Annotated in this window: 21 protein-coding genes; 8 read left to right on the forward strand and 13 right to left on the reverse strand. The window is 62.7% G+C overall.

Annotation, left to right across the window (positions count from 1 at the left end; all coding sequences use genetic code 11):
* Positions 1–35 precede the first annotated feature (35 nt).
* From ABNP46_RS04375 to ABNP46_RS04385, 3 genes are all read right to left on the reverse strand, one after another.
* Positions 36–566 carry a DUF4136 domain-containing protein gene (locus tag ABNP46_RS04375; protein ID WP_349921212.1) on the reverse strand — a complete coding sequence of 177 codons (531 nt, stop codon included), beginning with the start codon at positions 564–566 and terminating at the stop codon, positions 36–38.
* Positions 567–581: 15 nt separating this feature from the next.
* Positions 582–1,451: a phosphoribulokinase gene (locus ABNP46_RS04380; RefSeq protein WP_349921213.1), complete on the reverse strand. Its 870-nt coding sequence runs from the start codon at positions 1,449–1,451 to the stop codon at positions 582–584.
* A 198-nt stretch (positions 1,452–1,649) separates the two neighbouring features.
* Positions 1,650–1,892, reverse strand: a complete 243-nt coding sequence (locus tag ABNP46_RS04385; RefSeq protein ID WP_349922375.1) for a YheU family protein — start codon at positions 1,890–1,892, stop codon at positions 1,650–1,652.
* Positions 1,893–1,975: 83 nt separating this feature from the next.
* Here ABNP46_RS04385 and ABNP46_RS04390 point away from each other — a divergent pair, with 83 nt between their 5' ends.
* Positions 1,976–3,127 (forward strand): GGDEF domain-containing protein, encoded by a 1,152-nt coding sequence (locus ABNP46_RS04390; RefSeq protein ID WP_349921214.1) that lies wholly within the window; start codon positions 1,976–1,978, stop codon positions 3,125–3,127.
* On the opposite strand, the gene ABNP46_RS04395 is transcribed toward ABNP46_RS04390, so the two are convergent.
* From ABNP46_RS04395 to ABNP46_RS04405, 3 genes are all read right to left on the reverse strand, one after another.
* Positions 3,112–4,092, reverse strand: a complete 981-nt coding sequence (locus ABNP46_RS04395) for a hydrolase (protein WP_349921215.1) — start codon at positions 4,090–4,092, stop codon at positions 3,112–3,114. The two genes, ABNP46_RS04390 and ABNP46_RS04395, sit on opposite strands and share 16 nt — an antisense overlap.
* 54 nt (positions 4,093–4,146) lie before the next feature.
* Positions 4,147–5,046: a chemotaxis protein gene (locus tag ABNP46_RS04400; RefSeq protein WP_349921216.1), complete on the reverse strand. Its 900-nt coding sequence runs from the start codon at positions 5,044–5,046 to the stop codon at positions 4,147–4,149.
* A gap of 134 nt (positions 5,047–5,180) precedes the next feature.
* On the reverse strand, positions 5,181–5,840 hold the full coding sequence (locus ABNP46_RS04405) for a hypothetical protein (protein ID WP_349921217.1): 660 nt from the start codon (positions 5,838–5,840) through the stop codon (positions 5,181–5,183).
* A gap of 39 nt (positions 5,841–5,879) precedes the next feature.
* On the opposite strand from ABNP46_RS04405, the gene ABNP46_RS04410 reads away from it, so the two are divergent.
* Positions 5,880–6,086 (forward strand): YheV family putative zinc ribbon protein, encoded by a 207-nt coding sequence (locus ABNP46_RS04410; RefSeq protein WP_349921218.1) that lies wholly within the window; start codon positions 5,880–5,882, stop codon positions 6,084–6,086.
* A 221-nt stretch (positions 6,087–6,307) separates the two neighbouring features.
* Positions 6,308–6,943 (forward strand): FKBP-type peptidyl-prolyl cis-trans isomerase, encoded by a 636-nt coding sequence (locus ABNP46_RS04415; RefSeq protein ID WP_349921219.1) that lies wholly within the window; start codon positions 6,308–6,310, stop codon positions 6,941–6,943.
* Positions 6,944–7,011: 68 nt separating this feature from the next.
* Here ABNP46_RS04415 and ABNP46_RS04420 read toward each other — a convergent pair whose 3' ends face one another.
* Entirely contained in the window at positions 7,012–7,227 is a 216-nt protein-coding gene (locus tag ABNP46_RS04420; protein ID WP_349921220.1) for a SlyX family protein, read from the reverse strand.
* A gap of 14 nt (positions 7,228–7,241) precedes the next feature.
* Complete coding sequence (locus tag ABNP46_RS04425; protein WP_349921221.1) at positions 7,242–8,210, reverse strand: WD40 repeat domain-containing protein; 969 nt, start codon at positions 8,208–8,210, stop codon at positions 7,242–7,244.
* Positions 8,211–8,329: 119 nt separating this feature from the next.
* Between ABNP46_RS04425 and fkpA the strand changes: the two genes are divergently transcribed.
* Both fkpA and ABNP46_RS04435 read left to right on the forward strand, forming a co-directional pair.
* Positions 8,330–9,136 (forward strand): FKBP-type peptidyl-prolyl cis-trans isomerase, encoded by an 807-nt coding sequence (gene fkpA, locus ABNP46_RS04430; RefSeq protein WP_349921222.1) that lies wholly within the window; start codon positions 8,330–8,332, stop codon positions 9,134–9,136.
* Positions 9,137–9,285: 149 nt separating this feature from the next.
* Positions 9,286–10,689, forward strand: a complete 1,404-nt coding sequence (locus ABNP46_RS04435; RefSeq protein ID WP_349921223.1) for a sigma-54-dependent transcriptional regulator — start codon at positions 9,286–9,288, stop codon at positions 10,687–10,689.
* A gap of 72 nt (positions 10,690–10,761) precedes the next feature.
* On the opposite strand, the gene ABNP46_RS04440 is transcribed toward ABNP46_RS04435, so the two are convergent.
* The 3 genes from ABNP46_RS04440 to ABNP46_RS04450 form a co-directional block, all read right to left on the reverse strand.
* Positions 10,762–11,628 carry a tetratricopeptide repeat protein gene (locus tag ABNP46_RS04440; RefSeq protein ID WP_349921224.1) on the reverse strand — a complete coding sequence of 289 codons (867 nt, stop codon included), beginning with the start codon at positions 11,626–11,628 and terminating at the stop codon, positions 10,762–10,764.
* A gap of 113 nt (positions 11,629–11,741) precedes the next feature.
* A complete protein-coding gene (locus ABNP46_RS04445) occupies positions 11,742–12,077 on the reverse strand; it encodes a hypothetical protein (protein WP_349921225.1) in 336 nt (111 codons plus the stop codon).
* Positions 12,078–12,190: 113 nt separating this feature from the next.
* Positions 12,191–12,529 (reverse strand): DUF2956 domain-containing protein, encoded by a 339-nt coding sequence (locus ABNP46_RS04450; protein WP_349921226.1) that lies wholly within the window; start codon positions 12,527–12,529, stop codon positions 12,191–12,193.
* Between the two features lie 257 nt (positions 12,530–12,786).
* On the opposite strand from ABNP46_RS04450, the gene ushA reads away from it, so the two are divergent.
* Positions 12,787–14,457, forward strand: a complete 1,671-nt coding sequence (gene ushA / locus ABNP46_RS04455) for a bifunctional UDP-sugar hydrolase/5'-nucleotidase UshA (protein WP_349921227.1) — start codon at positions 12,787–12,789, stop codon at positions 14,455–14,457.
* A gap of 214 nt (positions 14,458–14,671) precedes the next feature.
* On the opposite strand, the gene ABNP46_RS04460 is transcribed toward ushA, so the two are convergent.
* Positions 14,672–15,526: a Tim44 domain-containing protein gene (locus tag ABNP46_RS04460; protein ID WP_349921228.1), complete on the reverse strand. Its 855-nt coding sequence runs from the start codon at positions 15,524–15,526 to the stop codon at positions 14,672–14,674.
* Positions 15,527–15,978: 452 nt separating this feature from the next.
* Here ABNP46_RS04460 and dnaB point away from each other — a divergent pair, with 452 nt between their 5' ends.
* On the forward strand, positions 15,979–17,373 hold the full coding sequence (gene dnaB, locus ABNP46_RS04465) for a replicative DNA helicase (RefSeq protein ID WP_349921229.1): 1,395 nt from the start codon (positions 15,979–15,981) through the stop codon (positions 17,371–17,373).
* Between the two features lie 141 nt (positions 17,374–17,514).
* Positions 17,515–18,588, forward strand: a complete 1,074-nt coding sequence (alr, locus tag ABNP46_RS04470; protein ID WP_349921230.1) for an alanine racemase — start codon at positions 17,515–17,517, stop codon at positions 18,586–18,588.
* 210 nt (positions 18,589–18,798) lie between these two features.
* Here alr and putA read toward each other — a convergent pair whose 3' ends face one another.
* Entirely contained in the window at positions 18,799–22,740 is a 3,942-nt protein-coding gene (gene putA, locus ABNP46_RS04475; protein ID WP_349921231.1) for a trifunctional transcriptional regulator/proline dehydrogenase/L-glutamate gamma-semialdehyde dehydrogenase, read from the reverse strand.
* Positions 22,741–22,965 lie beyond the last annotated feature (225 nt).

The raw sequence follows: 22,965 nt of genomic DNA on the forward strand, positions 1-22,965 counted from the left end.
GGCCCGCATCATGCGGGCCTTTGTGTTTCTGGGGGTTAGCGGGGCAGGGCGCCCAGCAACTGGGCGGCAAGCTGCTGGCTGAGTTGACGCCGGCTGTCGTCGTCGATGGGCACGTCGCTGGCGAGCTGGATGGCGCTGCTCCATACCGTCTGCTGGCTCTGGCGATCGAGCAGCAGTATGGCCAGGGTGCCTTTGCGGGCGTCACTCTTGGCCTGCAACCCCGGCGTCATGCCGAGGCGGGAGAAGATCTCCCCATCGCTCATGTCCTTGCTGCCGGCCACGCCGATGGCCACCCAGACATCGGCCTCATCGAGGGGAACGCTTCGCCAGCCACGGCCATCGAGATCCTGGCTGACCGCCTGCTGCACCGGCTCCAGCCAGGGGGCCGCACTGTTGCCCGCATACTGGAACTGCTCGGCCAGCGCATAGCGCGGGGTCGCCCCGTAGCGCCAGCCATCGGCCGGACGCACTACCATGGTGCCGGTTTCCACCGTGGGGGCGGCAGGGCCGGTGCTGCAGCCACCCAGCAGGGTGGCCAGTGTCAACGAGAGAAGTGCGGCGCGCATCGTGAACTCCTTGGTTCAGGTGATCTTGCCGGTTTCGATCAGCTGCTGGATCAGGGGGCGCAGGATCAGCTCCATCGCGAAGCCCATCTTGCCCCCCGGCACCACTATGGTGTTCATCCTGGACATGAAGGCGCCGTCGATCATCGACAGCAGGTAGGGGAAGTCCACCTGCTTGATGCCTCGAAACCGTATCACCAGCATACTCTCGTCCAGACTCGGTATCACCTTGGCGCTGAAGGGGTTTGAGGTGTCGACTGTGGGTACCCGCTGGAAGTTGATGTGGGTGCGGGAGAATTGCGGTGTGATGAAGTTGATGTAGTCGTCCATGGAGCGGACGATGGAGTCGGTGACCGCTTCCCGGGAGTGCCCGCGCTCCGAGGTATCGCGAATGAGTTTCTGGATCCACTCCAGGTTGACGATGGGCACCACGCCGATGAGGAAGTCCACATGGCGCGCCACGTTGTGCTCCTCCGTGACCACGCCGCCGTGCAGCCCCTCGTAGAACAGCAAGTCCGTCTCGCCGGGCAGCGCCTGCCAGGGGGTGAAGGTGCCCGGCATCTGGTTGAAGGGGACCGCCTCGTCGAAACTGTGCAGGTAACGACGATATTGGCCGCTGCCGTTCTGGCCATACTCCTGGAAGAAAGATTCCAGCAGGCCGAAGTCGTTGGCCTCGGGTCCGAAGTAGCTGATGTGGCGACCCTGCTCGCGGGCCTTGCGGATGGCGACGTCCATTTCGGGCCGGGTATAACGGTGAAAACTGTCCCCCTCCACCACGGCCGCGTTGTAACCCAGTTGGTGAAACATGGATCGGAAGGCATTGGTGGAGGTGGAGGTGCCGGCACCGGACGAACCGGTAACCGCAATGATGGGATGCTTGGCCGACATAGAATTCTCTCTTCCTTGGGAGTCCCGTTATAAGGGGATGATCAAAGTGCGGTCAAGTGTGTTCTGTGGTCGGCACAGGGCGAGATGGGGCGAAGGGATAGTATGAAACGCTGATTTTTTAAGAGCGGGTTTCATAAAATTCCACACGGTATTTCATCTGCAGTTAATAAAGCTGCCGCTAATCTGGGGGCTGATGCCTTATTCAGGCATCTCCTGGGCGTCGAAATGACGCAGGGACTCTAGAGGAACTATATTGATGCTCTCATGGAGTTCGCTGTAGAGAATGACGGCACTACCTTGCTGCAGTTGTTTTCTGACATCATCGACCTTGTCAGCCAGGCTGACATCCTGTTCACCGTATTCGGTTCCCTCCTGCAGGACGAAATGTTCAATCAGGTTATTGAGGGTTTCCGGATCCAGTTCTTGCCAGGGGATTATCATGGTTTCATCTTCGGTCATGGATATGCGGACATTGTCTTTGTCTGGGCACGGAGCGCAAGCAGTTTGTCTGAGCGGGGCCCCCCATGCTGTCCGTTGAGCAGCGCCGACTCGCCAGCCACTTCGATCATCACCTGGATGACGCGCGCTTGCGGGCCCTGGACGGCGGGCTGCGCTGGTTCTGGGTGATCAACCTGATCGCCATCCTGTTCCTGCTGACGCGTTATTACATCTATTGGGATGCGCACCTGGCGGTCTCGGAATCCCTGCCCTGGTACTACGAGTGGCAGCTGATCGCCATGGGCGGGGCCAGCCTGCTGTTGCCCCTCGGCTGGCGCTGGCTCTCCCGTCAGCCGACGTCCGTCTGGCAGCCCTGCCTGTGGGGCCTCGCCCTGATGGGGGGGCTGGGCTGGGCCCTGGTGGGTTATTCCCTCTCCTTCGTGGATCTCAAGGCGGGCTTCAGCTTTGTCTTCAACATGATGAGCCTGCTGCTGCTGACCTCGCTCATCGCGTTTTATTGCGACAGGTGGCTGCTCTACTCCCTGGCGCTGCCCCCCTTGCTGTTTTTGATGATACGGGCGACCTGGAGCCCGGATCCCTTCGTACTGGTGAACATCCTGGCCACGGTGATCCTGCTCATCGTGCTGGAGACCGGGCGCCGCATGCTCAATCGCTGGTTCGAACTGGCGGTGGAGCGCGAGCACGACAACCTGGTGCTGGCGCGCAAGATGGATGCCATGGCCAACAGCGATCCCCTGACCGGGGTGGCGAACCGGCGCTTCTTTGCCACCGTCAGCGAGCAGGTGCTGAAGGAGGTGCTGGTGCAGCACGAGCGTCTGGCGCTGATCCTGCTGGATGTGGATTTCTTCAAGCGCTTCAACGACCGCTACGGTCATCAGCGGGGGGACGAGTGTCTGATCGCCGTGGCCGACTGCCTGAGCACCTCGTTGCGCGAGCCCACGGACGTGGTGGCTCGCTACGGGGGGGAGGAGTTCGTGATCCTGCTGTACGGGGCCGATGCGGCGGCCGCCGAGGCAGTGGCGAAACGGATAGCCGGCGAGCTCGCCCTCTGCGCCATTCCCCACGCCGACTCCAGCGTCTCCGAACAGGTGACCGCGAGCCAGGGCATTGCCCTGTGGCGCAGTGGGGAGAGCATAGACGAGCTACTGGTGCGGGCGGACGAGGCGCTCTATCGGGTCAAGGATGGTGGGCGAAACGGCTATCAGCTAGCCCCTTGAGTCTGCTCCTGCAGCCACTGGCTGATGCGCTCCTCCAGCCAGAAGCGGGGGCGCCAGGGGGAGCCGTGCAGAAAGCCGACATGCCCGCCCTGGCGGCTCAGCTCATAGCGTATATGGGGGGAGAGCTGTTCGGGTTTGGGGATCACGGCGCCGGTCATGAAGGGATCGTCGGCGGCGTGTATCACCAGGGTGGGAATGGGAATGCGCGCCAGCATGCCGAGCCCCGAGCAGCGCTGGTAATAGTGTTCCGCACTGTCAAAGCCGTGCAGCGGCGCCGTCACCTGTTCGTCGAACTCCCGCAGGGTGGCGATGCGCGCCACCTGCTCCGGTTGCCATGTGGCCTGGGCAGCTACCTGATGGCGGATCTTGCTCTGCAGATTCTCCCGCATGGTGCTCAGCAGGTAGCGCTGATAGACCCGTGAGAACCCCTGATTGACCCGATCGGCGCAGCTTGCCAGCAGGAGCGGGGCCGAGATGACCACGGCGGCGGTCAGCTCCCTCGGGCAGGCCCGCGCCAGCAGATTCACCAGCATGTTGCCCCCCAGCGAATAACCGATGGCCACCATGGGTTTGCCGGGGAAGCGTCGGCCCAGCTCGGCGATCAGCGCCTCGGCATCCTCGATAGCGCCGGAGTGGTAGGCTCGCAGCAATCGGTTCGGCTCGCCGCTGCACCCGCGAAAATGCATCAGGACGGCGTCATTCCCCTGCCGCTGCAGATGGGCAAAGAGCCCCTTGGCGTAGTGGGAGTGAATGCTCCCCTCCAGGCCGTGGAACAGTACCAGCAGCGGTTTCGGACCCTGCTCGACGGCACCGCTCCAGGCGAGATCGACAAAATCCCCGTCCGCCAGTTCAAACCGTTCGGGGGTAAAGCGGGCCGGCGCCCGGCGCAGCCACTTGGGCAATATGGTCTGCAGATGGGGATTGCGGGCCCACCAGGGGGCGTGGAAGTGGCTTTCAATCAGCATATGGGCTCGTCGCAAAGAGGAAATACGGCGGCGAGCCGGGGCCCGCCTCCGTCATCAGGCGGGCAGGCGGTCGTGGTGCTCGGCGCCGCGCAGCATGGCCTGGATCAGTTCATTGGCTTCAAACTTGGTCAGCGCCTCGTGGGCACCTACCTGATGGGCGCGCTCCACGCTGATCTCGCTGGAGAGGGAGGTGTGCAAGATAATGTAGGCCTCCGCCAGTTTGGCCTCGCTCTGTACCTCGAAGGCCAGCTCATAGCCGTCGAGCCCCGGCATCTCGATGTCGCTCACCAGGATGTCGATGGGTCGCCCCTCGGCGGCCCTTGTCTGCATCAGGGTGAGGGCATCGCGACCGTTGGTGCAAACCTCGTAGGGGATGTTGATGTAATCCAGTGCCGCCATCAGCTGGCGGCGGGCGACGGCGGAGTCATCCACCAGCAGGATCCGCATCGGCTTGAGGCGCTCGCGCTGCACGTCGGTGAGCACCGGATAGAGGTGGCTGGGATCGTCCGGATAGACCCGGGAGAGGATCAGCTCCACATCCAGCAGCTGGATCAGCTGCTCGCCCACCTTGGTGACCCCGGTCACGAACACGTTGTGGCCGAGGGAGGGAGGGGGCGGCTCTATGTCCCGCCAGTTGCACTCGGTGATCTTGTCGATGCCCCGCACCAGGAAGCCCACCAGGGTGCGGCGGCAATCCGTGATGATGATGAAGCACTGAGCCATCTCCTCCCGGGCGATGCGCCGATAACCCACCGCCATCGCCATGTCGATCACCGGGATCGTGGTGCCCCGCATGTTGGCGGCACCGAGCACGGTCGGGTGGGAGTGGGGCAGGGCGGTGAGCTGGGTATAGGGTACTATCTCCTTCACCTTGAGGGTGCCGATGGCGAAAGATTGCCGGGCCGAGAGGTGAAACAGCAACATGCCCTGGGATTGATTGGCCTTGCTCGTCATGGCGGATGTCCTGTTGGTCTAGACGGTGATGTTCAGCATAGGGTCTGCAAAGCAGATGACTCGTCTGTTATTAGCGACCGCTTGCCGTAAAACTGGATCCCTTTCCCCGGTTTTTTCCGGGGGTAAGGGTCGGTTCAGCGCTGGGAGAGGGCCGCCAGAGGCTGGCCGAGCCAGCGCTGACAGGCATCGGCCAGCGCGGCTTCATCCTGGTAACCCAGCTTGTCCACTACCTGCGCCTGTTTGCTGCCACTTCTGAGCAGACGGGCGGCCTGCAGCAACTGCCATTGATCGCGCAGGGATTGAGCATCCAGACCGGCGGCGGCAAAGAGGGACTCATCAGCGGAGCCACCCGCCTGCAGGGACTGCCAGGCCGCCTGCAAGGGAGCATTGTCCTGAGTCATCAGGGGGGAGGCCATCAGCTCGTCCTGTGCAACCCGCAGGCGGTGACCATAGGCTCCCTGCCAGTCGCGCGTGTTGTCCCAGCTGGCCAGATTGTCCAGCAGGGCATCCAGCAGCGGTGTGGCTTGCAGCCAGCCGGCCTGGGTTGGCTGTGCCACCCGTACCGAGCAGGTCAGCCTATCGTGCTGGCAACCCGCCAGGGGGGTGAAGGCGGCGAGGGCATCGCTGCAGAGCCAGAAGTGACTGCCCGCCGTCAACAACCACTCCTGGGCGCCGAGCCTCAGCAGGGCCGCTCCCCGGGTTATCCGCAGCAGTTGGCCCAGCGGACTGCGCTTGCGGGCACCCATCTGCAGATGAGGAGTGGAAAAATGCTGATATTCGATGGCGTGATGCATAAGAAAACCCTGATATGATGCTGCCTGGAGGTAACAAAAATGGAAACCAGACGTAAAAAACGCTTCATTGCCGGTGCAGTTTGTCCGGCGTGCGGCAAGATGGACACCATGATGCTGTATATGGAGCATGGAGTCGAGAAGGTGACCTGTGTCGACTGCGGGGACACCCAGGTGCAAACCCAGGCCGAGGTGGACAAGGCGACCCGTGGCGCCGAACAGGTCATCGGGGTGTTTCGTCCCGAATAAGGGCCGTCGGCATGGCGCCTGACCGGAGGGACAGGAGCCGCGACATCCACCGGCTATCGCCGCCCCCTCCGGCCAGCAGGCCAGCCCGTATATTCGGGGTCTGGTCAGTGGCGCTGTGGTCTGCTGGATTTTTCAGCGCGCCTTGGCGGGGCAGATCATATGCTTGGCCACCTTTTTGAGGTATTCTGGCCCCGTTTTTTTCTATCCGCAGGATCCCTGACATGAAAGTAGCTCCCCTGAGCGTGGTTACGCTGGAATACACGGTCACCGACGAACACGGTGAAGTCATCGACACCACTGTCGGTAAAGAGCCTCTGGTGTATCTGCACGGTACCCGTTATCTGGTCGCCGGCCTCGAAGCCGAGCTGGAAGGCCGCAGCGTGGGCGAGGCATTCGAGGTCACCCTGACCCCGAGCCAGGCCTACGGCGAGTATGACGAGAACCTGGTGCAAGAAGTGCCGGGCGAGCTGTTCGACGGCATGGAAGTGTCTGAAGGGGATACCTTTGTTGCCGAGACCGACGATGGCCACCGCCCGGTGACCGTGGTCGAGGTCTCCGAAGAGTTCATCAAGGTAGATGGCAACCACCCGCTGGCCGGCGTGACCCTGGGCTTCAAGGTCGAAGTCAAGGAAGTGCGTGCCGCCACGGCCGAAGAGCTGGCCCACGGCCATGTGCACGGTGCCGGTGGCTGCGGTCACGACCATGGCCACGATCACGACCATGATCACGATCATGGCGGCGGTTGCTGCGGTGGTGGTCATCACGGCCACGACCACGGTCATGATCACGGCGACGACCACGGTCACGGCGGTTGCTGCGGTGGTGGCGGTTGCGGTGGCAAGGGTCACCAGCACTGATCTGCCCTCTGACATCATAAAAAAACCCGCTTCGTTGCGGGTTTTTTTATGGGCGACTGGCGCGGCACTCAGTAGTGCGGCGGCGGGGTCTCTTCCGCCATGCTGGCGATCTGGCTCGGTTGCACGCTCTGCAGCTTGTCGATCAACAGCTGGATCTGGTGTTTGAGCCGATCGAGCTCACGACCCTGGGTGGTCACCTCGTCATTGAGTTGCTCCACCGTGTATTCGGCATAGGCGAGACGGCTTTCCAGGGTCTCGAGGCGATCGTTAAGTTGCTGACTCATGGGCCTGTTGGTCCTTACTTGATAGTCCAGATTTCGGCCAGGCCACTGGAACTGGCGCTGACGAGGTGGCTATTGTCGCGCAAAGCCACGCCATAGACCACAGCGCTCGGCGGTATCACCTTGGGATGGGGGGAGACGCGCCAGCTCTGCAGCTGGCTGCCATCGCTCACCCGCCACAGGGAGAGCTGACGGGAGGGGGCCCCCGTGATGAGCCACTGACCGTCGTTGGCAAAGCGCGCCGCGGTGTAGACCTCGAAGCGGTGGTCAAACTGCAGCCGGCTCTGCTCCTTGCCGGTCTTGAGATCCCAGATGCTGGCCTGGCGGCTGTCGGCGGTGAAGGCGAAACGCCCACTGGGGTCGAGCCTTGCCATCACCACCCGGCCGCCGTGGTTGAAGCGCCACACCACCTGGCCGGTACGGGTATCCCACAGGTAGGCGCTGTAGTCGTTGCCGCCGGTGAGGGCGTAACGGCCGTTGGGGGAGAGATCCACCGTATTGACTTGCTCGCTGTGGCCGAGGAACTGCAAGCGGCGACCGGTGCGGGTATCCACCACTTCCGCCTTGCCATCTTCGCGCCCGATCAGCACCTGGGTGCCATCGGCCGAGAGCGCGGCGTCCCTCAGCCTGGATTCAGGAAGGGAGTAGTAGCCTTGGGACTGGCCATCTTGCAGCCGCCAGATGGCGAAGGTGTCCAGGGTGGCGGTGATGGCATGGCTGTCGTCCGGGGAGAAGCGGGTGAGGGTGACGAAGTTGTCCTGACTGTCGGACTGCCGCCAACGCCAGCGCTCCTGCCCCTTGTCGAGATCCCAGACCACAGTCCCCTGTCCGAGACTGGAGACCATGGCCTGTCGGCCATCGCTGGAGAGATCCGCACTCAGCAACCCCTGACTGGCGAGGGGGATCTGCTGGTCCGGGGATGAGCTCTGTTCGCAACCTGTCAGCATCAGACAAATACCGAAGAGATAAATGGCACTTTTGATCATTTTTCCTGTCTCATGCTTTCGTTACCTGCGATCAGGGCGTTAGTATAAGGCGCTTATCACTATAAACCTCTCATTTCATGAAGGAACCGAGAGCGGTATTTAGAGTTTTGGAGAAACTGATGAACAATTTTCTGAAGGTGTCCCTGCTGGCCGCGGCCGTTACCGTCGGCCTGACTGGTTGCCAAAAAGATGAAAAGCCGGCTGCCAACAATGCAGAGGTGAAGGCAGAAGCCAGCAAGCCAGCAGAGGCCCCCAAGGCTGAAGCCAAGAGCTTTGAAGAGCAATCCGGCTATGCGATCGGCCTCTCCATGGGTCGTTATATCGCCAATACCCTGGAGCGTCAGCAAGAGCTCGGCATCAAGCTGGACAACACCGTCATCCTCAAAGGGGTGACCGACGGTCTGGGCAAAGAAGCCAGCATGACCGACGAGGAGATCCAGAAGGTTCTGCAAGAGTACGACGCCAAGATCAACGAGCTGACCAAGGCCAAGGCTGACAAGGATGCCGTGGACAACCTGAAGAAAGGCGAAGAGTACCTGACCGCCAACGCCAAGAAAGAGGGCGTGAAGAGCACCGAATCCGGCCTGCAATATCTGGTCGAGAAGATGGGTGACGGCGCCAAGCCCAAGGCCACCGACATCGTCAAGGTTCACTACACCGGTACCCTGACCGATGGCACCAAGTTCGACAGCTCCGTCGATCGCGGCGAGCCGGCGACCTTCCCGCTCAACCAGGTGATCCCGGGCTGGACCGAAGGCGTGCAGCTGATGCCGGTCGGTTCCAAGTTCAAGTTCTTCCTGCCGTCCAAGCTGGCCTATGGCGAGCACGGTGCAGGTTCCATCCCGGCGAACGCCGTGCTGGTATTTGACGTCGAGCTGCTGGCTATCGAGAAGCCGGCTGCCGAAGCGGCGGACGCCAAGAAATAAGCAGCATGCTGCACAAAAACGGCTCCTCAGGGAGCCGTTTTTACTTTCATCTGGCAGCGCCTGGCTTCAGAAAGCTGGCTGTCATGGCTTGAGTGTGTGGCTCATCGCCCGCAGAATAGACAACAAAATCAATCGCAAGGATGGATCCCGTGGCTGAAAGCAAACCTCGCGTCCTGTTGGTGGAAGATACCCGCAGTCTGGCGGTCGTCTATGAGCAGTATCTGGCCCAGGATGGCTATGAGGTACTGCTGGCCGATTGTGGCCAGCAGGCGCTGGCGCAACTGCTGGCGAGCCCCCCTCCCGTGGTGTTGCTGGATCTGGAGCTGCCGGACATGTCCGGCATGGAGATACTGCAGCAGATCACCGAACAACAGCTGCCTTGCTCCGTGGTGGTGATCACCGCCCACGGGTCGGTGGACGTGGCGGTGGGGGCGATGCGCCTCGGGGCCTTCGATTTCCTGACCAAGCCGTTTGACGGCAAGCGGCTGTGCGCCACCGCCGGCAACGCCCTGAAGCACCAGCAGCTCAGTTCTCTGGTCGCCCAGTATCGGGAAAACTTCGAGCGCAGCTCCTTCGCCGGTTTCATCGGCGCCTCCATGCCCATGCAGGCGGTCTACCGCATCATAGAGAGTGCGGCACCGAGCAAGGCGACCGTGTTCATCACCGGCGAGAGCGGTACCGGCAAGGAGGTGTGCGCCGAGGCCATCCATCAGTGCAGCCCGCGCCGGGAGCAACCCTTCATCGCCCTGAACTGCGCCGCCATCCCCCACGATCTGATGGAGAGCGAGATCTTCGGTCACGTGAAGGGCTCCTTTACCGGCGCCCAGGGGGATCGCAAGGGGGCGGCCAGTCTGGCGGACGGCGGTACCCTGTTTCTCGACGAGATCTGCGAGATGGATCTCGACCTGCAGAGCAAGCTGCTGCGCTTCATCCAGACCGGCACCTTGCAGCGGGTCGGCAGCGGCAAGCTGGAGACGGTGGATGTGCGCTTCATCTGTGCCACCAACCGGGATCCCCTGGTGGAGGTGAAGGCGGGACGTTTTCGGGAAGATCTGTATTACCGGCTGCACGTCATCCCCCTGAGCCTGCCCCCTCTGCGGGAGCGTGGTGAGGATATTCTGCTGCTGGCACGGGATCTTTTGCTGCGCTATGCAAAAGAAGAGAACAAACGTTTCAAGGACTTCGATGCCGAGGCGGTGAGAGTGCTGCTGGACTACCCCTGGCCCGGCAACGTGCGCGAACTGCAGAACGTGGTACGCAACATAGTGGTGCTCAACGACCGGGAGCTGGTGAGCCCGGAGATATTGCCGCCCCCCCTCAATGGCAGCCAGGGGCGCATGGTGCCACTGCCGGCGGCAACGGCCACCGATTCTCCCGTTCAGGCGGCGAGCAGGGCTCCCATACGCCCCCTCTGGCTGGTGGAAAAAGAGACCATAGAGCAGGCCATCGCCAGCTGTGACGGCAACATCCCCAAGGCGGCGGCACTGCTGGAGATCAGCCCCTCCACCATTTACCGCAAGAAGCAGGGATGGGAAGAGGCAGGGCGGGGCTAAGAGTGCTGTCTGCCATCTAGGTTGGTGCGTGCGGGGCGGCCAATTGGCCGCCCCGCTGCTCTTCTGGTGTCGCTAGAGTTTGCCCAGCGCCTTGAGCCTCGCCAGTCTCTCGGGCTCGTTGGCTTGCAGCCAGCCATCCTGTGACAGCAGGAACCAGGCTCTGGCGAAATACTCGGGGGCGGCCGGATCATCCAGAACCCGCGCATTCTCCCCCAGCTCTTCAAACAGATAACCATCCTCGGCGACGCTGGCGGCGCGCATGTCGGCCTGCAACTGGATAAGTTCCCCCATCGCCTGCTCGTGCAGCCCTTGTGCCCGGGTGAGGCGTGCCAGACTCCAGCGGGCGATGAAGGCCTTGGCGGGATTGTCGTGCTGCTCGTGCCAGGCCAGGCATTTTTGCTGGCAGGCCCTGGCTTCATCCAGTCGCCCCAGTTCGAACAGGGTCCAGCCCTGATTGTTGTAAAGGCTCGGCAGCCAGCCACGGGCCCGCTCGTCCTGGCTGCGCTCGGCCAGCGTCATCGCAAGCTGATGCCAGCGGCTCTGCTCATCCAGCGGGGCTGTGATGGCCACCATATGGGCAGCGTCGATGGCCAGATGATCCTCACCCTGCTTGAGTCCAAGCTGCCAGGCCTGTTCAAACAGGGCTCGGGCACTGCCCTTGTCGCCGGCGGAATTGAACGTGCGAGCACGCTCCAGCAGGGTGCGCAAGTGGGCCCGCGGGGTGGCATCGGTGAGACGGGGTTCTATCTCGTCGAGCAGCTGATGGGCTTTTTCAAATTGACGCCGCAGGGAGTGGGTGCGGGCTATCTGGGTGAGCAGTTCCAGTTCGCATTGAAGACTGGCGGCGCGGGCCTCGGGCAGCAGGGCCTGGAAGCGGCTGGCGGTGGCGGCGGGATCCTGATAATCCCACAGGGTCATGAAGTCGGGCGGGTTGGTCATCTGGCCTCCTGGCGAACATTTCTGCCACCAAGATGCCCGCAGGCCATTGTTTGTACAAGAGGCGCCCGTCACAGAGCGCCTCCTGATGAGTCATCGGCCGATCACGCCTTGCATCAATACACCATGGCCAGGCTCATCAGCATCAGGCCGAGGGCGGCGAAGGCCCCCTCCTTGATGGCCAGACGAGGCACCAGCGCCTTGGGCAGGGCTGGGAACAGGCTGAGGGCGAAGCCGAGCCCCGGCATCAGCCAATGGAAGCCCGGGCTGCGCTGGGCGGGATCGGCCGCGCCATTGATGACGATGAGCAGGATGAAGAGGGTGAAGGCGGGCAGGATAAACCAGCGGGCACTGCCGGCCGCGACGGCGCGCAGGGGCGAGATGCGGTAGAGCACCAGGGTGACGATGAACAGCACCAGGGGAGCCAATAGATAAAGCGGGGCCGGGTTCATGATAGAGCTTCTCCAGACGATGGGCGGCGAGTGTAATCAGGGTGGGTCAGGGATGACCAGCCTCCGAGCCCCGGGCTGTGAAGCCGATCCCAGGGCAAAGGTTTGCGGGTGGCTCAGCGCAGCCAGAGCCAGCCACAGGCGAAGGCGAGCCAGCTCAGCCCCAGCAGCACCCAGGGGAGGGGATGCTGGCGGCGGATCTCGATGATCTCGACCTCGCTTTCTTCCTCATGTTCGTCCTGTGGCTGCGACTTCGCCTTGGCCTGCAATTTCTTCTGGCGGCTGGCCTCGCGGGCGCGGGCCTTCATCTGCTTTTTGTATTCATCTATGCCCTTCTGGATCCCCTGTGCGATGAGCTGGGTCTGCTCCTTGGTCTGGCCCGGTTTCTGGTTGGCGCGGGCCAGTTTCATCGCCTCTTGCTGGGTCTCGGGGGAAATCTTGTCGTACTTGGCCATTCACGGCTCTCCTTGGCATCGATTGGCGGGAATTATGCCATAACCCTGGGTGGCAGGCTGCCATCCGGCCCGATGAAATGGTGCTGAGCCAGCTGAAGGCAGGGGGAAATATGTCGGTGGGAGAAGAGGTTGCGCGAAGGATCACATTTAGCACAATTTGTGAGTCGCTGATGAAAAACCGTCACATGTTGTTTGTTATATTACCGCCCGACCCGAGGCTGGGTCGTCCAATAACAAAATAACAAGGTGATATGGAAATGAATAATAAATTGGTCAAAGGAAATATCGCACTGGCTGTGCTCGCCGCGCTGGGTGGGTGCAACTCCTCCCAAAATGAAAGTGTCGCCCCCTGCACTGAAAATGTCTGCAAACTCACCGTCCTGCATACCAACGATACCCACGGTCGCTTCTGGCACAACGACAAGGGTGAATACGGCATGGCGGCCCAGAAGACCCTGGTGGAGCGTCTGCGCGCCGACGCTAAGGCGGCGGGCAGCGAAGTGCTGGTGCTCTCCGGTGGTGACGTGAATACCGGGGTGCCGGAGTCTGACCTGCAGGATGCCGAGCCTGATTTCATGGCCATGAACAGCATCCGTTACGATGCCATGGCGGTGGGCAACCACGAGTTCGACAACCCCCTGAGCATCCTGGAAAAACAGCGTGAGTGGGCCAAGTTCCCCATGATCTCCGCCAACATCTATGACAAGGCCAGCGGCAAGCGCTACTTCGACCCCTACAAGGTGTTCAAGCTGGACAACGGCCTCAAGGTCGCCGTGCTGGGCCTGACCACGGAAGATACCGCCCAGCTGGTGGATCCCAACAACGTCCAGACCCTGGAATTCCGCGACCCGACCACGGAAGCGGCCAAACTGGGCCAGCAGATCCGTGCCGACAAGGAAGCGAACCTGGTCTTCGCCATCACCCACATGGGCCACTACGAGAATGGCCAGCACGGCAGCAACGCCCCGGGTGATGTGGAGATGGCGCGCGCGCTGCCGGCCGGCACCCTGGATGCCATCATCGGTGGCCACTCCCAGAACCCGGTCTGCATGGAGCCGGGCACCCCGGACAAGTACGCCGACTTCCAGCCGGGAGACGACTGCCAGCCGGATCAGCAGAACGGCACCTGGATCATGCAGGCCCACGAGTGGGGCAAGTATGTGGGGCGCGCCCAGTTTGACTACCAAAATGGCAAGCTGACCCTGACCAGCTACGAGCTTATTCCGGTCAACCTGAAGAACGCGGCCGGTGACTTCATTCAAGAAGAAATCACCAAGGATCCTGAGCTTTACAACACCTTGCTCTCCTATCAAGAGAAAGGGCAGCAGGAACTGGGTGTGGTCATCGGGTCTACCGACGGGGTACTGGACGGCGAGCGTGCCAATGTGCGCAACAAGCAGACCAACCTGGGTCGTCTCATCACCACCGCCACCGCCGAGAAGCTGAGCACCGACTTCGGTATCGTCAACTCAGGGGGCGTGCGTGCCTCCATCGCCGCCGGTGACATCAGCTACCGCGACGTGCTGACCGTGCACCCGTTCGGCAACACGGTTAACAAGGCGACCATGAGCGGCAGCGAGCTGGTGACCTACCTGGGTCAGGTGGCGACCAAGACGGTCAACACCGGCGGTTATGCCCAGTTCGGCGGCATCAACATGGCGGTGGATTGCCAGGCCAAGAGCGTGGCCATCACCAGCGTGGGTGGCAAGGCCTTCGATCCGGCTGCCACCTACAGCTTCTCCATCCCGAGCTTCAGCGCGGCCGGTGGCGATGGCTATCCGAAGATCAACACCATCAACGCCGGTCTGGTGGATGCCGGGGTGTTGAAGGAATATATCGAATCGAAGAAGACCATACAGGTGGCGGATTATCAGCCAGCCGGTGAAGTGAGCTATATCAACTCCACCTCGACCGACGGTTGCAAATAACGACCGCATTTTCTGACCATCATGTGAAAGAGGCAGCCCAGGCTGCCTCTTTTTATTTCCGCTTATCGCGAGTCTCCGCCATGGATATTACTCACGGTGCCCCCCTGGTTATTCACGGCACCTTGCCCATGCGCCAGCATGAGCAGGCGTAGAAATGAAGGCATGAAAAAGGCGACCCAGAGGTCGCCTTTTTATCTCTTCTGGATGGAGAGCCTTACAGCTGCTCGATCCCGACGATGTGCCAGGGAGCATTGTCCTTGGCCAGATCACGCTCGAGGTGCCACACCTCCTTGATGTCCTCCTCGACGTTCTCCTGGCGATCCATGTAGCGGCCGCTGAAGCGCACACTGACCTGGGCCCAGTCGCTGCCGTAGTCGGCACGCACCAGCTGGGTGTCCACATACATGACTTCGGTATGCTGCTCACCGGTCAGTTCGGCGCGCTCGGCCTTGAGGTTCTCGTACAGTTCCGGGCTCACGTACTCGCGTACCTTCTCCAGATCATTCTTGTTCCAGGCCTCTTGCAGGGTGCGGTAGTGATCACGGGCACCGGACAGGAAACCGTTCATGTCAAAGCCCGGCGGCAGACGGAAAGGCACGTCGCTGTCGGCAAAGCCGGTCGCCTGCGGGGCGCTGTGGCTCTGCTCAAACTGCTGCGGAGCCGCCTGGGGAGGCTGGTAGCCCGCATAGGCAGCCTGTGGCTGGGCGCTCGCCGCCTTGCTCTTGCGCAGGGCGCGGAACAGGAAGACGCCACCCAGGGCGAGCAGGGCGATCAGCAGCATGTCCATGCCTTGCAGACCTTCGAAGGCACCGCTACCCAGCAGATAGGCGAACAGGCCACCGGCCAGCAGGCCGCCCAGCAGACCACCCATCATGCCGCCCTTCTTGGGCGCCGCCGCCAGGGTCGGGTTCTTGCCGTTCACTGGTGCCGCAGCCGGTGCTGGCTGGGCCGGCGCCGTCTTGTAGCTCTTGCCAAAGGATTTGCCGCCGCCAAACTTCTTGGCTTCGGCGATGGGTGCCCCGAGGCCAATGGCCAGGATCACGGCAAACAGGGTCAGCATCTTTTTCATTTTGACTCTTTTCACTCTCATGTGGATGGGGGCATGCTCTGCTTGTGCAAGCTCAGCGAGGCGCATGGCAGGCTGCCTGTCCCTTTTTGTGTTGCAGCTTGCGACTATGATTACCATGTTTGGCATGAATTATTCATGAACGAATTGTCCCTGCCGGGACGGCAACAGGAGAAGCTGGATGAAAAACAGACGACCGAGCCGCAAAGAACGCAGACTGCGCAACAAGGCGAGAGCCAAGGGGCAGGATCAGACCCTGGTGTGGCCTTTTATCGTGCTATGACGCTGACCGGATCACCAGAACCCATGCGAACAGAGGATGCCAATCCGCCATGGCTTGACCCAGAGGAGGGGGGAAGATAGGCGGGCTCGTTGAATGACGCGCATTAGCGCTCGCGATGGCGGGGTTTCTTTTGTAAAATTCCCGTCCCCTTCCCGCTGCGGTTTTTATGTGTATGGCAGAGCAAGTGACGGCGAAAAAAGACGCCAAGACACAACAGCTGAAAGTTCCCCCCCACTCCTTTGAGGCCGAACAGTCCGTACTGGGCGGCCTGATGCTGGACAACGAAGCCTGGGATCGGGTGGCCGAGCGGGTGATCGACAAGGATTTCTACAGCCGTCCCCACCGCCTCATCTTCCAGGCCATGACCCGCCTCTCCAACGCGGGCAACCCCATCGATCTCATCACCCTGCAGGAGGAGCTGGAGCGCTCCGAGCAGCTGGAAGAGTCGGGCGGTTTTGCCTATCTGGTGGAGATCGCCAAGAACACCCCGAGCGCCGCCAACATCAACGCCTACGCCGAAATCGTGCGCGAGCGGGCCGTGGTGCGGGAGATGATCTCGGTCGCCAACGAGATCGTCGAGGCGGGCTACGAGCCCCAGGGCCGCACCTCGGGGGATCTGCTGGATCTCGCCGAGAGCAAGGTGTTCCAGATTGCCGAACAGCGCTCCAGCGCCAACGAGGGGCCGCAACCCCTGAACCTCATCCTGGAACAGACGGTCGACAAGATCGAAGAGCTGTTCAAGACCCCCCACAACGGGGTGACCGGGGTCTCCAGCGGTTACGGGGATCTGGACAAGATGACCGCGGGTCTGCAACGTTCGGACCTCATCATAGTCGCGGCCCGTCCCTCCATGGGCAAGACGACGTTCGCCATGAACCTGTGCGAGCACGCGGCGCTCACCGCCGACAAACCGGTGCTGATCTTCTCCCTCGAGATGCCCTCGGAGCAGATCATCATGCGTATGCTCGCCTCCGTGGGGCGCATCGATCAGACCAAGGTGCGGACCGGCCAGCTCGACGACGAGGATTGGGCGCGGCTCTCCTCCACCATGGGATTGCTGCTCGAGAAGGGCAAGATGTACATCGACGATGCCTCCGGCCTGACCCCGACCGACGTGCGCTCCCGCGCCCGGCGCATCGCCCGCGAGCATGGCGGCCTGTCGATGATCATGATCGACTACCTGCAATTGATGCGGGTGCCGGCCCTGTCCGACAACCGGACCCTGGAGATCGGCGAGATCTCCCGCTCCCTCAAGGCCCTGGCGAAGGAGCTGCAATGCCCCGTGGTGGCGCTCTCCCAGCTGAACCGAAGCCTGGAACAGCGGGCCGACAAGCGCCCGGTCAACTCGGATCTGCGGGAATCGGGCTCCATCGAGCAGGATGCCGACTTGATCATGTTCATCTACCGCGACGAGGTGTATCACGACGACAGTCCCGACAAGGGGATCGCCGAGATCATCATCGGCAAGCAGCGTAACGGCCCCATAGGACGAGTGCGCCTCACCTTCCAGGGTCAGTTCTCCCGGTTCGACAACTATGCCGGCCCGGCGTTTGACGACGACTATTAAGCGGGAGCGAACCGCTCCCAGATGAGAAGACACAGTTTTCCCGGTTCGACAATTATGCCGGTCCGGCCTTAGACGATGACTATCAAGGGCGGGCACCCCGGTGCCAGGCGCCAGGCGCCACATGCCCTCAAGGGAAAACAGATGAAAGCGGCTATAGCCCAAATCGATACCCAGGCCCTGCGCCACAACCTCGCCGTGGTCAAGCGCCACGCCCCCTCCTGCAAGATCATCGCCGTGGTCAAGGCCAACGCCTATGGTCACGGTCTGCTGCCGGTCGCCCGCACCCTGGTGGATGCGGACGCCTACGCGGTGGCCCGCATCGAGGAGGCGCTGATGCTGCGCTCCTGCGCCGTGGTCAAGCCCATCGTGCTGCTGGAGGGCTTCTTCAGCGCCGCCGATTTGCCGGTGCTGGCGGCCAACAACCTGCAGACCGCCGTGCACACCTGGGAGCAACTCGAAGCCTTGGAGCAGGCCGAGCTGCCGGCCCCCGTGGTGGCCTGGCTCAAGCTCGACACCGGCATGCACCGGCTCGGGGTGCGGGCAGACGAGATGCCTGCCTTCATCGAGCGCCTGGGCCAATGCAAGAACGTGGTACAGCCGTTCAACATCATGACCCACTTCAGCCGCTCCGATGAGCTGGAGCAGGCCACCACCCGCGTGCAGATCGATCTCTTCAGTCAGCTCACCGCCAACTTGGCCGGCGAGCGGGCCATGGCGAACTCGGCGGGCATCCTGGCCTGGCCCGATTCCCACTGCGACTGGGTGCGCCCGGGTGTCATCCTGTATGGCGTGTCGCCCTTCCCGGAGACAGTGGCGGCGGATTATGACCTCAAACCCGTGATGACGCTCAAGACCCAGCTGATTGCGGTGCGGGATCACAAGGCCGGTGAGCCGGTGGGCTACGGTGCGAACTGGGTGTCGGAGTGCGACACCCGGCTCGGGGTGATCGCCATCGGTTACGGGGACGGCTACCCGCGCATGGCCCCCAACGGCACGTCCGTGCTGGTCAACGGCCGCATCGTGCCCCTGGTGGGCCGGGTCTCCATGGACATGACCACGGTGGACCTGGGTCCGGGCGCCACCGACAAGGCCGGTGACGAGGCCGTGCTCTGGGGTGAGGGCCTGCCGGTGGAGCGGGTGGCCGAGGAGATAGGCACCATTCCTTATGAGCTCATCACCAAGCTGACGTCTCGTGTGTTCATGGAATACGTCTAGACGATTCCCCTCATCCCATCCCGAACCCTTCTCCTGCGAGGGGGGAAGGGGCAGAGAGTGACATCAGCATTTTTCTCTTCGCCTGAAGATAGATGAAGCATAAAAAAGGCCGCCCTTATTGGGGTGGCCTTTTTTATGCTCTGATGATGGTGGTGTCGATATGAAAAAGCCCCGCGTCAGCGGGGCTTGAGTTCTCAGGCTGTGCAGCGCTTAGCCGATGGTCATCAGGCTGGCGTTGCCACCGGCGGCGGCGGTGTTGACCGAGAGGGCGTGCTCGATGAGCAGGCGCTCCAGCGGGATGTCGGTCTCGCCACGATGCAGGCCATGCACCCCGACGATGGCGCCGGGACGAGCGGCGGCGAGCTTGCTCACCTCGCTCAGCTGATCCGAGTCACCGTGGTGCAGCAGGGCATCGAAGACGGTGTCGCCGTTGGCCCAGTCCGCCACCAGCTGGATGCGGCTGCGCACCTCGGCCGGCAGGCTGCCATGGAGGGTGCGGTGCAGGGCAACGTCCTGCCACAGCACCTCGGTCCCGACCGCCAGACAGGCCGCCAGCTGGGCCAGCAGATCCGCCTTGTCTTCGGCCAGACAGAGCACCCGCTCCCGCGGCAGCAGGCTATAGCTGTTGCGCTCGCCGGTGGGGCCGACCAGTAGCTGGGTGCGGCCGCTCTGGGCCAGCTCGCCGTAGCGATCGCACAGGGGCACCAGGGCCTTCTCCTGCTTGGCTGCCCAGTTGCGCAGGGCCTGCAGGGCGGGCTTGAGCGACTCGGCCTGCGGGGCGCCGCCGGCCTCCTGACGCAGCTGGTTGGCCACCGCATCGTCCGGACGAGTGGCCAGCAGGCGGTACATGTAGAGCGGGCCGCCCGCCTTGGGACCGGTGCCGGAGAGGCCTTCGCCACCGAAGGGTTGTACCCCGACCACGGCGCCGACGATGTTGCGGTTCACGTAGAGGTTGCCGACCCGGGCGGTGTTCACCACCTGGGCGATGGTCTCGTCGATGCGGGTGTGCACACCCAGGGTCAGGCCGTAGCCGCTGCCGTTGATTTGGCTGAGCAGCTCACCGAGCTTGGCCCGTGGGTAGCGTACCAGGTGCAGCACGGGGCCGAACACTTCGCGGCCGAGCTCATCCAGGCTGTCGAGTTCGATCAGGGTCGGCAGCACGAAAGTGCCGCGGCTGTAATCGGCGCCTTGCGCACGGGCGATCTGGTGCACCTTGCGACCCTTGTCGGTCATGGTCTTGATGTGTCGCTCGATGTTGGCCTTGGCCTCGGCGTCGATCACCGGGCCGATATCGGTGGCGAGGTGCTCGGGGTTGCCGACCTTGTACTCGGCCATGGCACCCTTGAGCATGCGGATCACCCGATCCGCCACGTCGTCCTGCACGCACAGCACTCGCAGGGCGGAGCAGCGCTGACCGGCGCTGTCGAATGCCGAGGAGATGACATCCATCACCACCTGCTCGGTGAGGGCGGAGGAGTCGACGATCATGGCATTCTGGCCACCGGTCTCGGCGATGAGGGGGATGGTGCGACCCTGGGCGTCGAGGCGACCGGCCAGGTTGCGGGAGATGATGCCCGCCACCTCGGTGGAGCCGGTGAACATGACGCCGCGTACCCGCTCGTCGGCAATCAGCGCCGCACCCACGGTTTCACCGCGGCCCGGCAGCAGTTGCACCGCACCGGCGGGCACCCCGGCTTCCAGCAGGATGCGTACCGCCTGGGCGGCGATGAGGGGGGTCTGCTCGGCGGGCTTGGCCAGCACCGTATTGCCGGCGGCGAGCGCCGCACACACCTGGCCGCTGAAGATGGCGAGCGGGAAGTTCCAGGGGCTGATGCAGACCACGGGGCCGAGCGGCCTGTGGCTGTCGTTGGCGAAGTGGTTGCGGGCCTGGGCGGCGTAGTAGCGCAGGAAGTCTACCGCCTCGCGCACCTCGGCGATGGCGTTGCTGAAGGTCTTGCCGGATTCCCGCACCAGCAGGCCCATCAGGGGTTGCAGTTCGGATTCCATCAGATCGGCGGCGCGCTCCAGCACGGCGGCCCGTTCGGCAGGCGGGGTGGATTGCCAGATCTGGCCGCTGGCGAGCGCGCAGGAGAGCGCACTGTCCACCAGCTCGCCGTTGGCCTCGCTCACCTGACCGACGATGTCTCTGTGGTCCGCCGGGTTGATCACGGGCTGGAACTCGCCCGTCGCCTGGGTCTCGCAACCCAGCATGGGGAGGGCTTGATAGCGGGTGTTGGTGCTGGCGAGCAGGGCGGCAGAGAGAGAGCCCAGGCGATGTTCGTTCGCCAGATCCAGCCCTTCGGAGTTCGGGCGCGCCTCGCCATAGAGTTCGCGGGGCAGGGGGATGCGCGGGTGCGGCAGGCCGAGGGCGCCTTCGCGGGCGGCCATCTGTTCGATCTGCTGCACCGGATCCTGCACCAGATCCGCCAGGGAGATGTTGTTGTCCGCGATGCGGTTGACGAAGGAGGTGTTGGCCCCGTTTTCCAGCAGACGGCGCACCAGGTAGGCGAGCAGGGTCTCGTGGCTGCCGACCGGTGCATAGATGCGGCAGGGGCGGCCCAGCTTGCCGTCGGCAACCTTGCCGACCACCTGCTCATAGAGCGGCTCACCCATGCCGTGCAGGCACTGGAACTCGTACTGGCCAGGGTAGTAGTTTTTCCCGGCGAGCTGATAGATGGCCGACAGGGAGTGGGCGTTGTGGGTGGCGAACTGGGGATAGATGGACTCCGGCACCGCCAGCAGCTTGCGGGCGCAGGCCAGATAGGAGACATCGGTATAGGGCTTGCGGGTATAGACCGGATAGCCTTCCAGACCGTTGACCTGAGCCAGCTTGATCTCGCTGTCCCAGTAGGCACCCTTCACCAGGCGGATCATCAGGCGATGACGGCTGCGCTTGGCGAGATCGATGACGTAGTCGATCACATAGGGGCAGCGCTTCTGATAGGCCTGAATGACGAAACCGATACCGTTCCAGTCGGCAAGGGAAGGATCGAAGCAGAGCTTCTCCAGCAGATCCAGCGAAATCTCCAGCCGATCGGCCTCCTCGGCGTCGATGTTGATGCCGATGTCGTACTGCTTGGCGAGCTGGGTCAGGGAGAGCAGGGTGGGGTAGAGCTCTTCCATCACTCGGTCGTACTGGGCACGACTGTAGCGCGGGTGAAGGGCGGAGAGCTTGATGGAGATGCCCGGGCCCTCGTAGATGCCGCGGCCGTGGGAGGCCTTGCCAATGGCATGGATGGCCTGCTCGTAGGAAGCCAGATAACGCTTGGCGTCCTCCTCGGTCAGGGCCGCTTCCCCCAGCATGTCGTAGGAGTAGCGGAAGCCCTTGGTCTCCATGGTGCCGGCGTTGGCCAGTGCCTGGGCTATGGTCTCGCCGGTGACGAACTGCTCCCCCATCAGCCGCATGGCCATATCGACCCCCTTGCGGATGAGCGGTTCGCCGCCCTTGCCGATCAGGCCCTTGAGGGAGGTGTTGAGGCCGGCCTCGTTATGGGTGGCCACCAGCTTGCCGGTGATGAGCAGGCCCCAGGAGGCGGCATTGACGAACAGGGAGGTGCTGTTGCCCAGATGCTGGCTCCAGTTGCCACCGCTTATCTTGTCGCGAATGAGGGCGTCACGGGTCGCCTTGTCCGGAATGCGCAGCAGCGCCTCCGCCAGACACATCAGGGCCACCCCTTCCTGGGAGGAGAGGGAGAACTCCTGCAACAGGCCTTGTACCAGACCCTGACGGCCGCTGGCACTCTTCTGGTTGCGCAGCTTCTCGGCGATGCTCATGGCGAGCTTCTGGGTCGCCTCGGCCTTCTCTTTGGGCAGACGAGCCTGCTCCAGCAGCATGGGCACGGCCTCGGTCTCGGGGCGGCGATAGGCGGAGGTAATGGCGGCGCGCAGCACGGATTGCGGCAGGATGCTCTCGGCAAACTCGAGGAAGACCTGGATCCCCTGCTCGGTCAGCGCTTCCACCGGCTCGTCCCCTGCGGCGGCGGCCAGCCCGGACTGCTCGGGCGGAGTCAGGCCGCGATCCAGCTGCTCCAGGTAGGTGAAGATCGCCTGCTTGATCAGCCAGTGGGGGGTGCGGTCCAGGGTCTGGGCGGCCTGCTTGAGTCGGTCGCGGGTCGCTTCGTCGAGTTTAACGCCAAGGGTGGTGGTGGCCATGGGACTTCCTGTGTCTAGAAGGTAACAATATTACCGGACGGTTAAATTTTGACGATGATGGTGCAACCAGGTGCAACCTTCAAGCAAGATTTTTTAATGGTTATGCTACAAGGTTTCGTTTGAGTGACGCCTTTAGACGACCCTGCTGGTGGAAAATCCTGTCTTGTTAGCATGTTAATCTGTTGAAACAGACTATTAACAACTTATATTGTGAATATTGTTAAT

Origin of the sequence: Aeromonas veronii (assembly GCF_040215105.1) — a bacterium.
Lineage (GTDB): Bacteria > Pseudomonadota > Gammaproteobacteria > Enterobacterales > Aeromonadaceae > Aeromonas > Aeromonas veronii_G.

Bases quoted from the DNA above. Each gene is read 5' to 3' on its own strand.
- ABNP46_RS04405 (WP_349921217.1), bottom strand. From the start codon at position 5,840: ATGCATCACGCCATCGAATATCAGCATTTTTCCACTCCTCATCTGCAG.
- ABNP46_RS04450 (WP_349921226.1), bottom strand. From the start codon at position 12,529: ATGGCCAAGTACGACAAGATTTCCCCCGAGACCCAGCAAGAGGCGATG.
- ABNP46_RS04420 (WP_349921220.1), bottom strand. From the start codon at position 7,227: ATGAGTCAGCAACTTAACGATCGCCTCGAGACCCTGGAAAGCCGTCTC.
- putA (WP_349921231.1), bottom strand. From the start codon at position 22,740: ATGGCCACCACCACCCTTGGCGTTAAACTCGACGAAGCGACCCGCGAC.
- ABNP46_RS04445 (WP_349921225.1), bottom strand. From the start codon at position 12,077: ATGAACCCGGCCCCGCTTTATCTATTGGCTCCCCTGGTGCTGTTCATC.
- ABNP46_RS04375 (WP_349921212.1), bottom strand. From the start codon at position 566: ATGCGCGCCGCACTTCTCTCGTTGACACTGGCCACCCTGCTGGGTGGC.
- ABNP46_RS04440 (WP_349921224.1), bottom strand. From the start codon at position 11,628: ATGACCAACCCGCCCGACTTCATGACCCTGTGGGATTATCAGGATCCC.
- fkpA (WP_349921222.1), top strand. From the start codon at position 8,330: ATGAACAATTTTCTGAAGGTGTCCCTGCTGGCCGCGGCCGTTACCGTC.
- dnaB (WP_349921229.1), top strand. From the start codon at position 15,979: ATGGCAGAGCAAGTGACGGCGAAAAAAGACGCCAAGACACAACAGCTG.
- ABNP46_RS04380 (WP_349921213.1), bottom strand. From the start codon at position 1,451: ATGTCGGCCAAGCATCCCATCATTGCGGTTACCGGTTCGTCCGGTGCC.
- ABNP46_RS04425 (WP_349921221.1), bottom strand. From the start codon at position 8,210: ATGATCAAAAGTGCCATTTATCTCTTCGGTATTTGTCTGATGCTGACA.
- alr (WP_349921230.1), top strand. From the start codon at position 17,515: ATGAAAGCGGCTATAGCCCAAATCGATACCCAGGCCCTGCGCCACAAC.
- ABNP46_RS04400 (WP_349921216.1), bottom strand. From the start codon at position 5,046: ATGACGAGCAAGGCCAATCAATCCCAGGGCATGTTGCTGTTTCACCTC.
- ABNP46_RS04415 (WP_349921219.1), top strand. From the start codon at position 6,308: ATGAAAGTAGCTCCCCTGAGCGTGGTTACGCTGGAATACACGGTCACC.
- ABNP46_RS04410 (WP_349921218.1), top strand. From the start codon at position 5,880: ATGGAAACCAGACGTAAAAAACGCTTCATTGCCGGTGCAGTTTGTCCG.
- ABNP46_RS04390 (WP_349921214.1), top strand. From the start codon at position 1,976: ATGCTGTCCGTTGAGCAGCGCCGACTCGCCAGCCACTTCGATCATCAC.
- ABNP46_RS04395 (WP_349921215.1), bottom strand. From the start codon at position 4,092: ATGCTGATTGAAAGCCACTTCCACGCCCCCTGGTGGGCCCGCAATCCC.
- ABNP46_RS04385 (WP_349922375.1), bottom strand. From the start codon at position 1,892: ATGATAATCCCCTGGCAAGAACTGGATCCGGAAACCCTCAATAACCTG.
- ushA (WP_349921227.1), top strand. From the start codon at position 12,787: ATGAATAATAAATTGGTCAAAGGAAATATCGCACTGGCTGTGCTCGCC.
- ABNP46_RS04460 (WP_349921228.1), bottom strand. From the start codon at position 15,526: ATGAAAAAGATGCTGACCCTGTTTGCCGTGATCCTGGCCATTGGCCTC.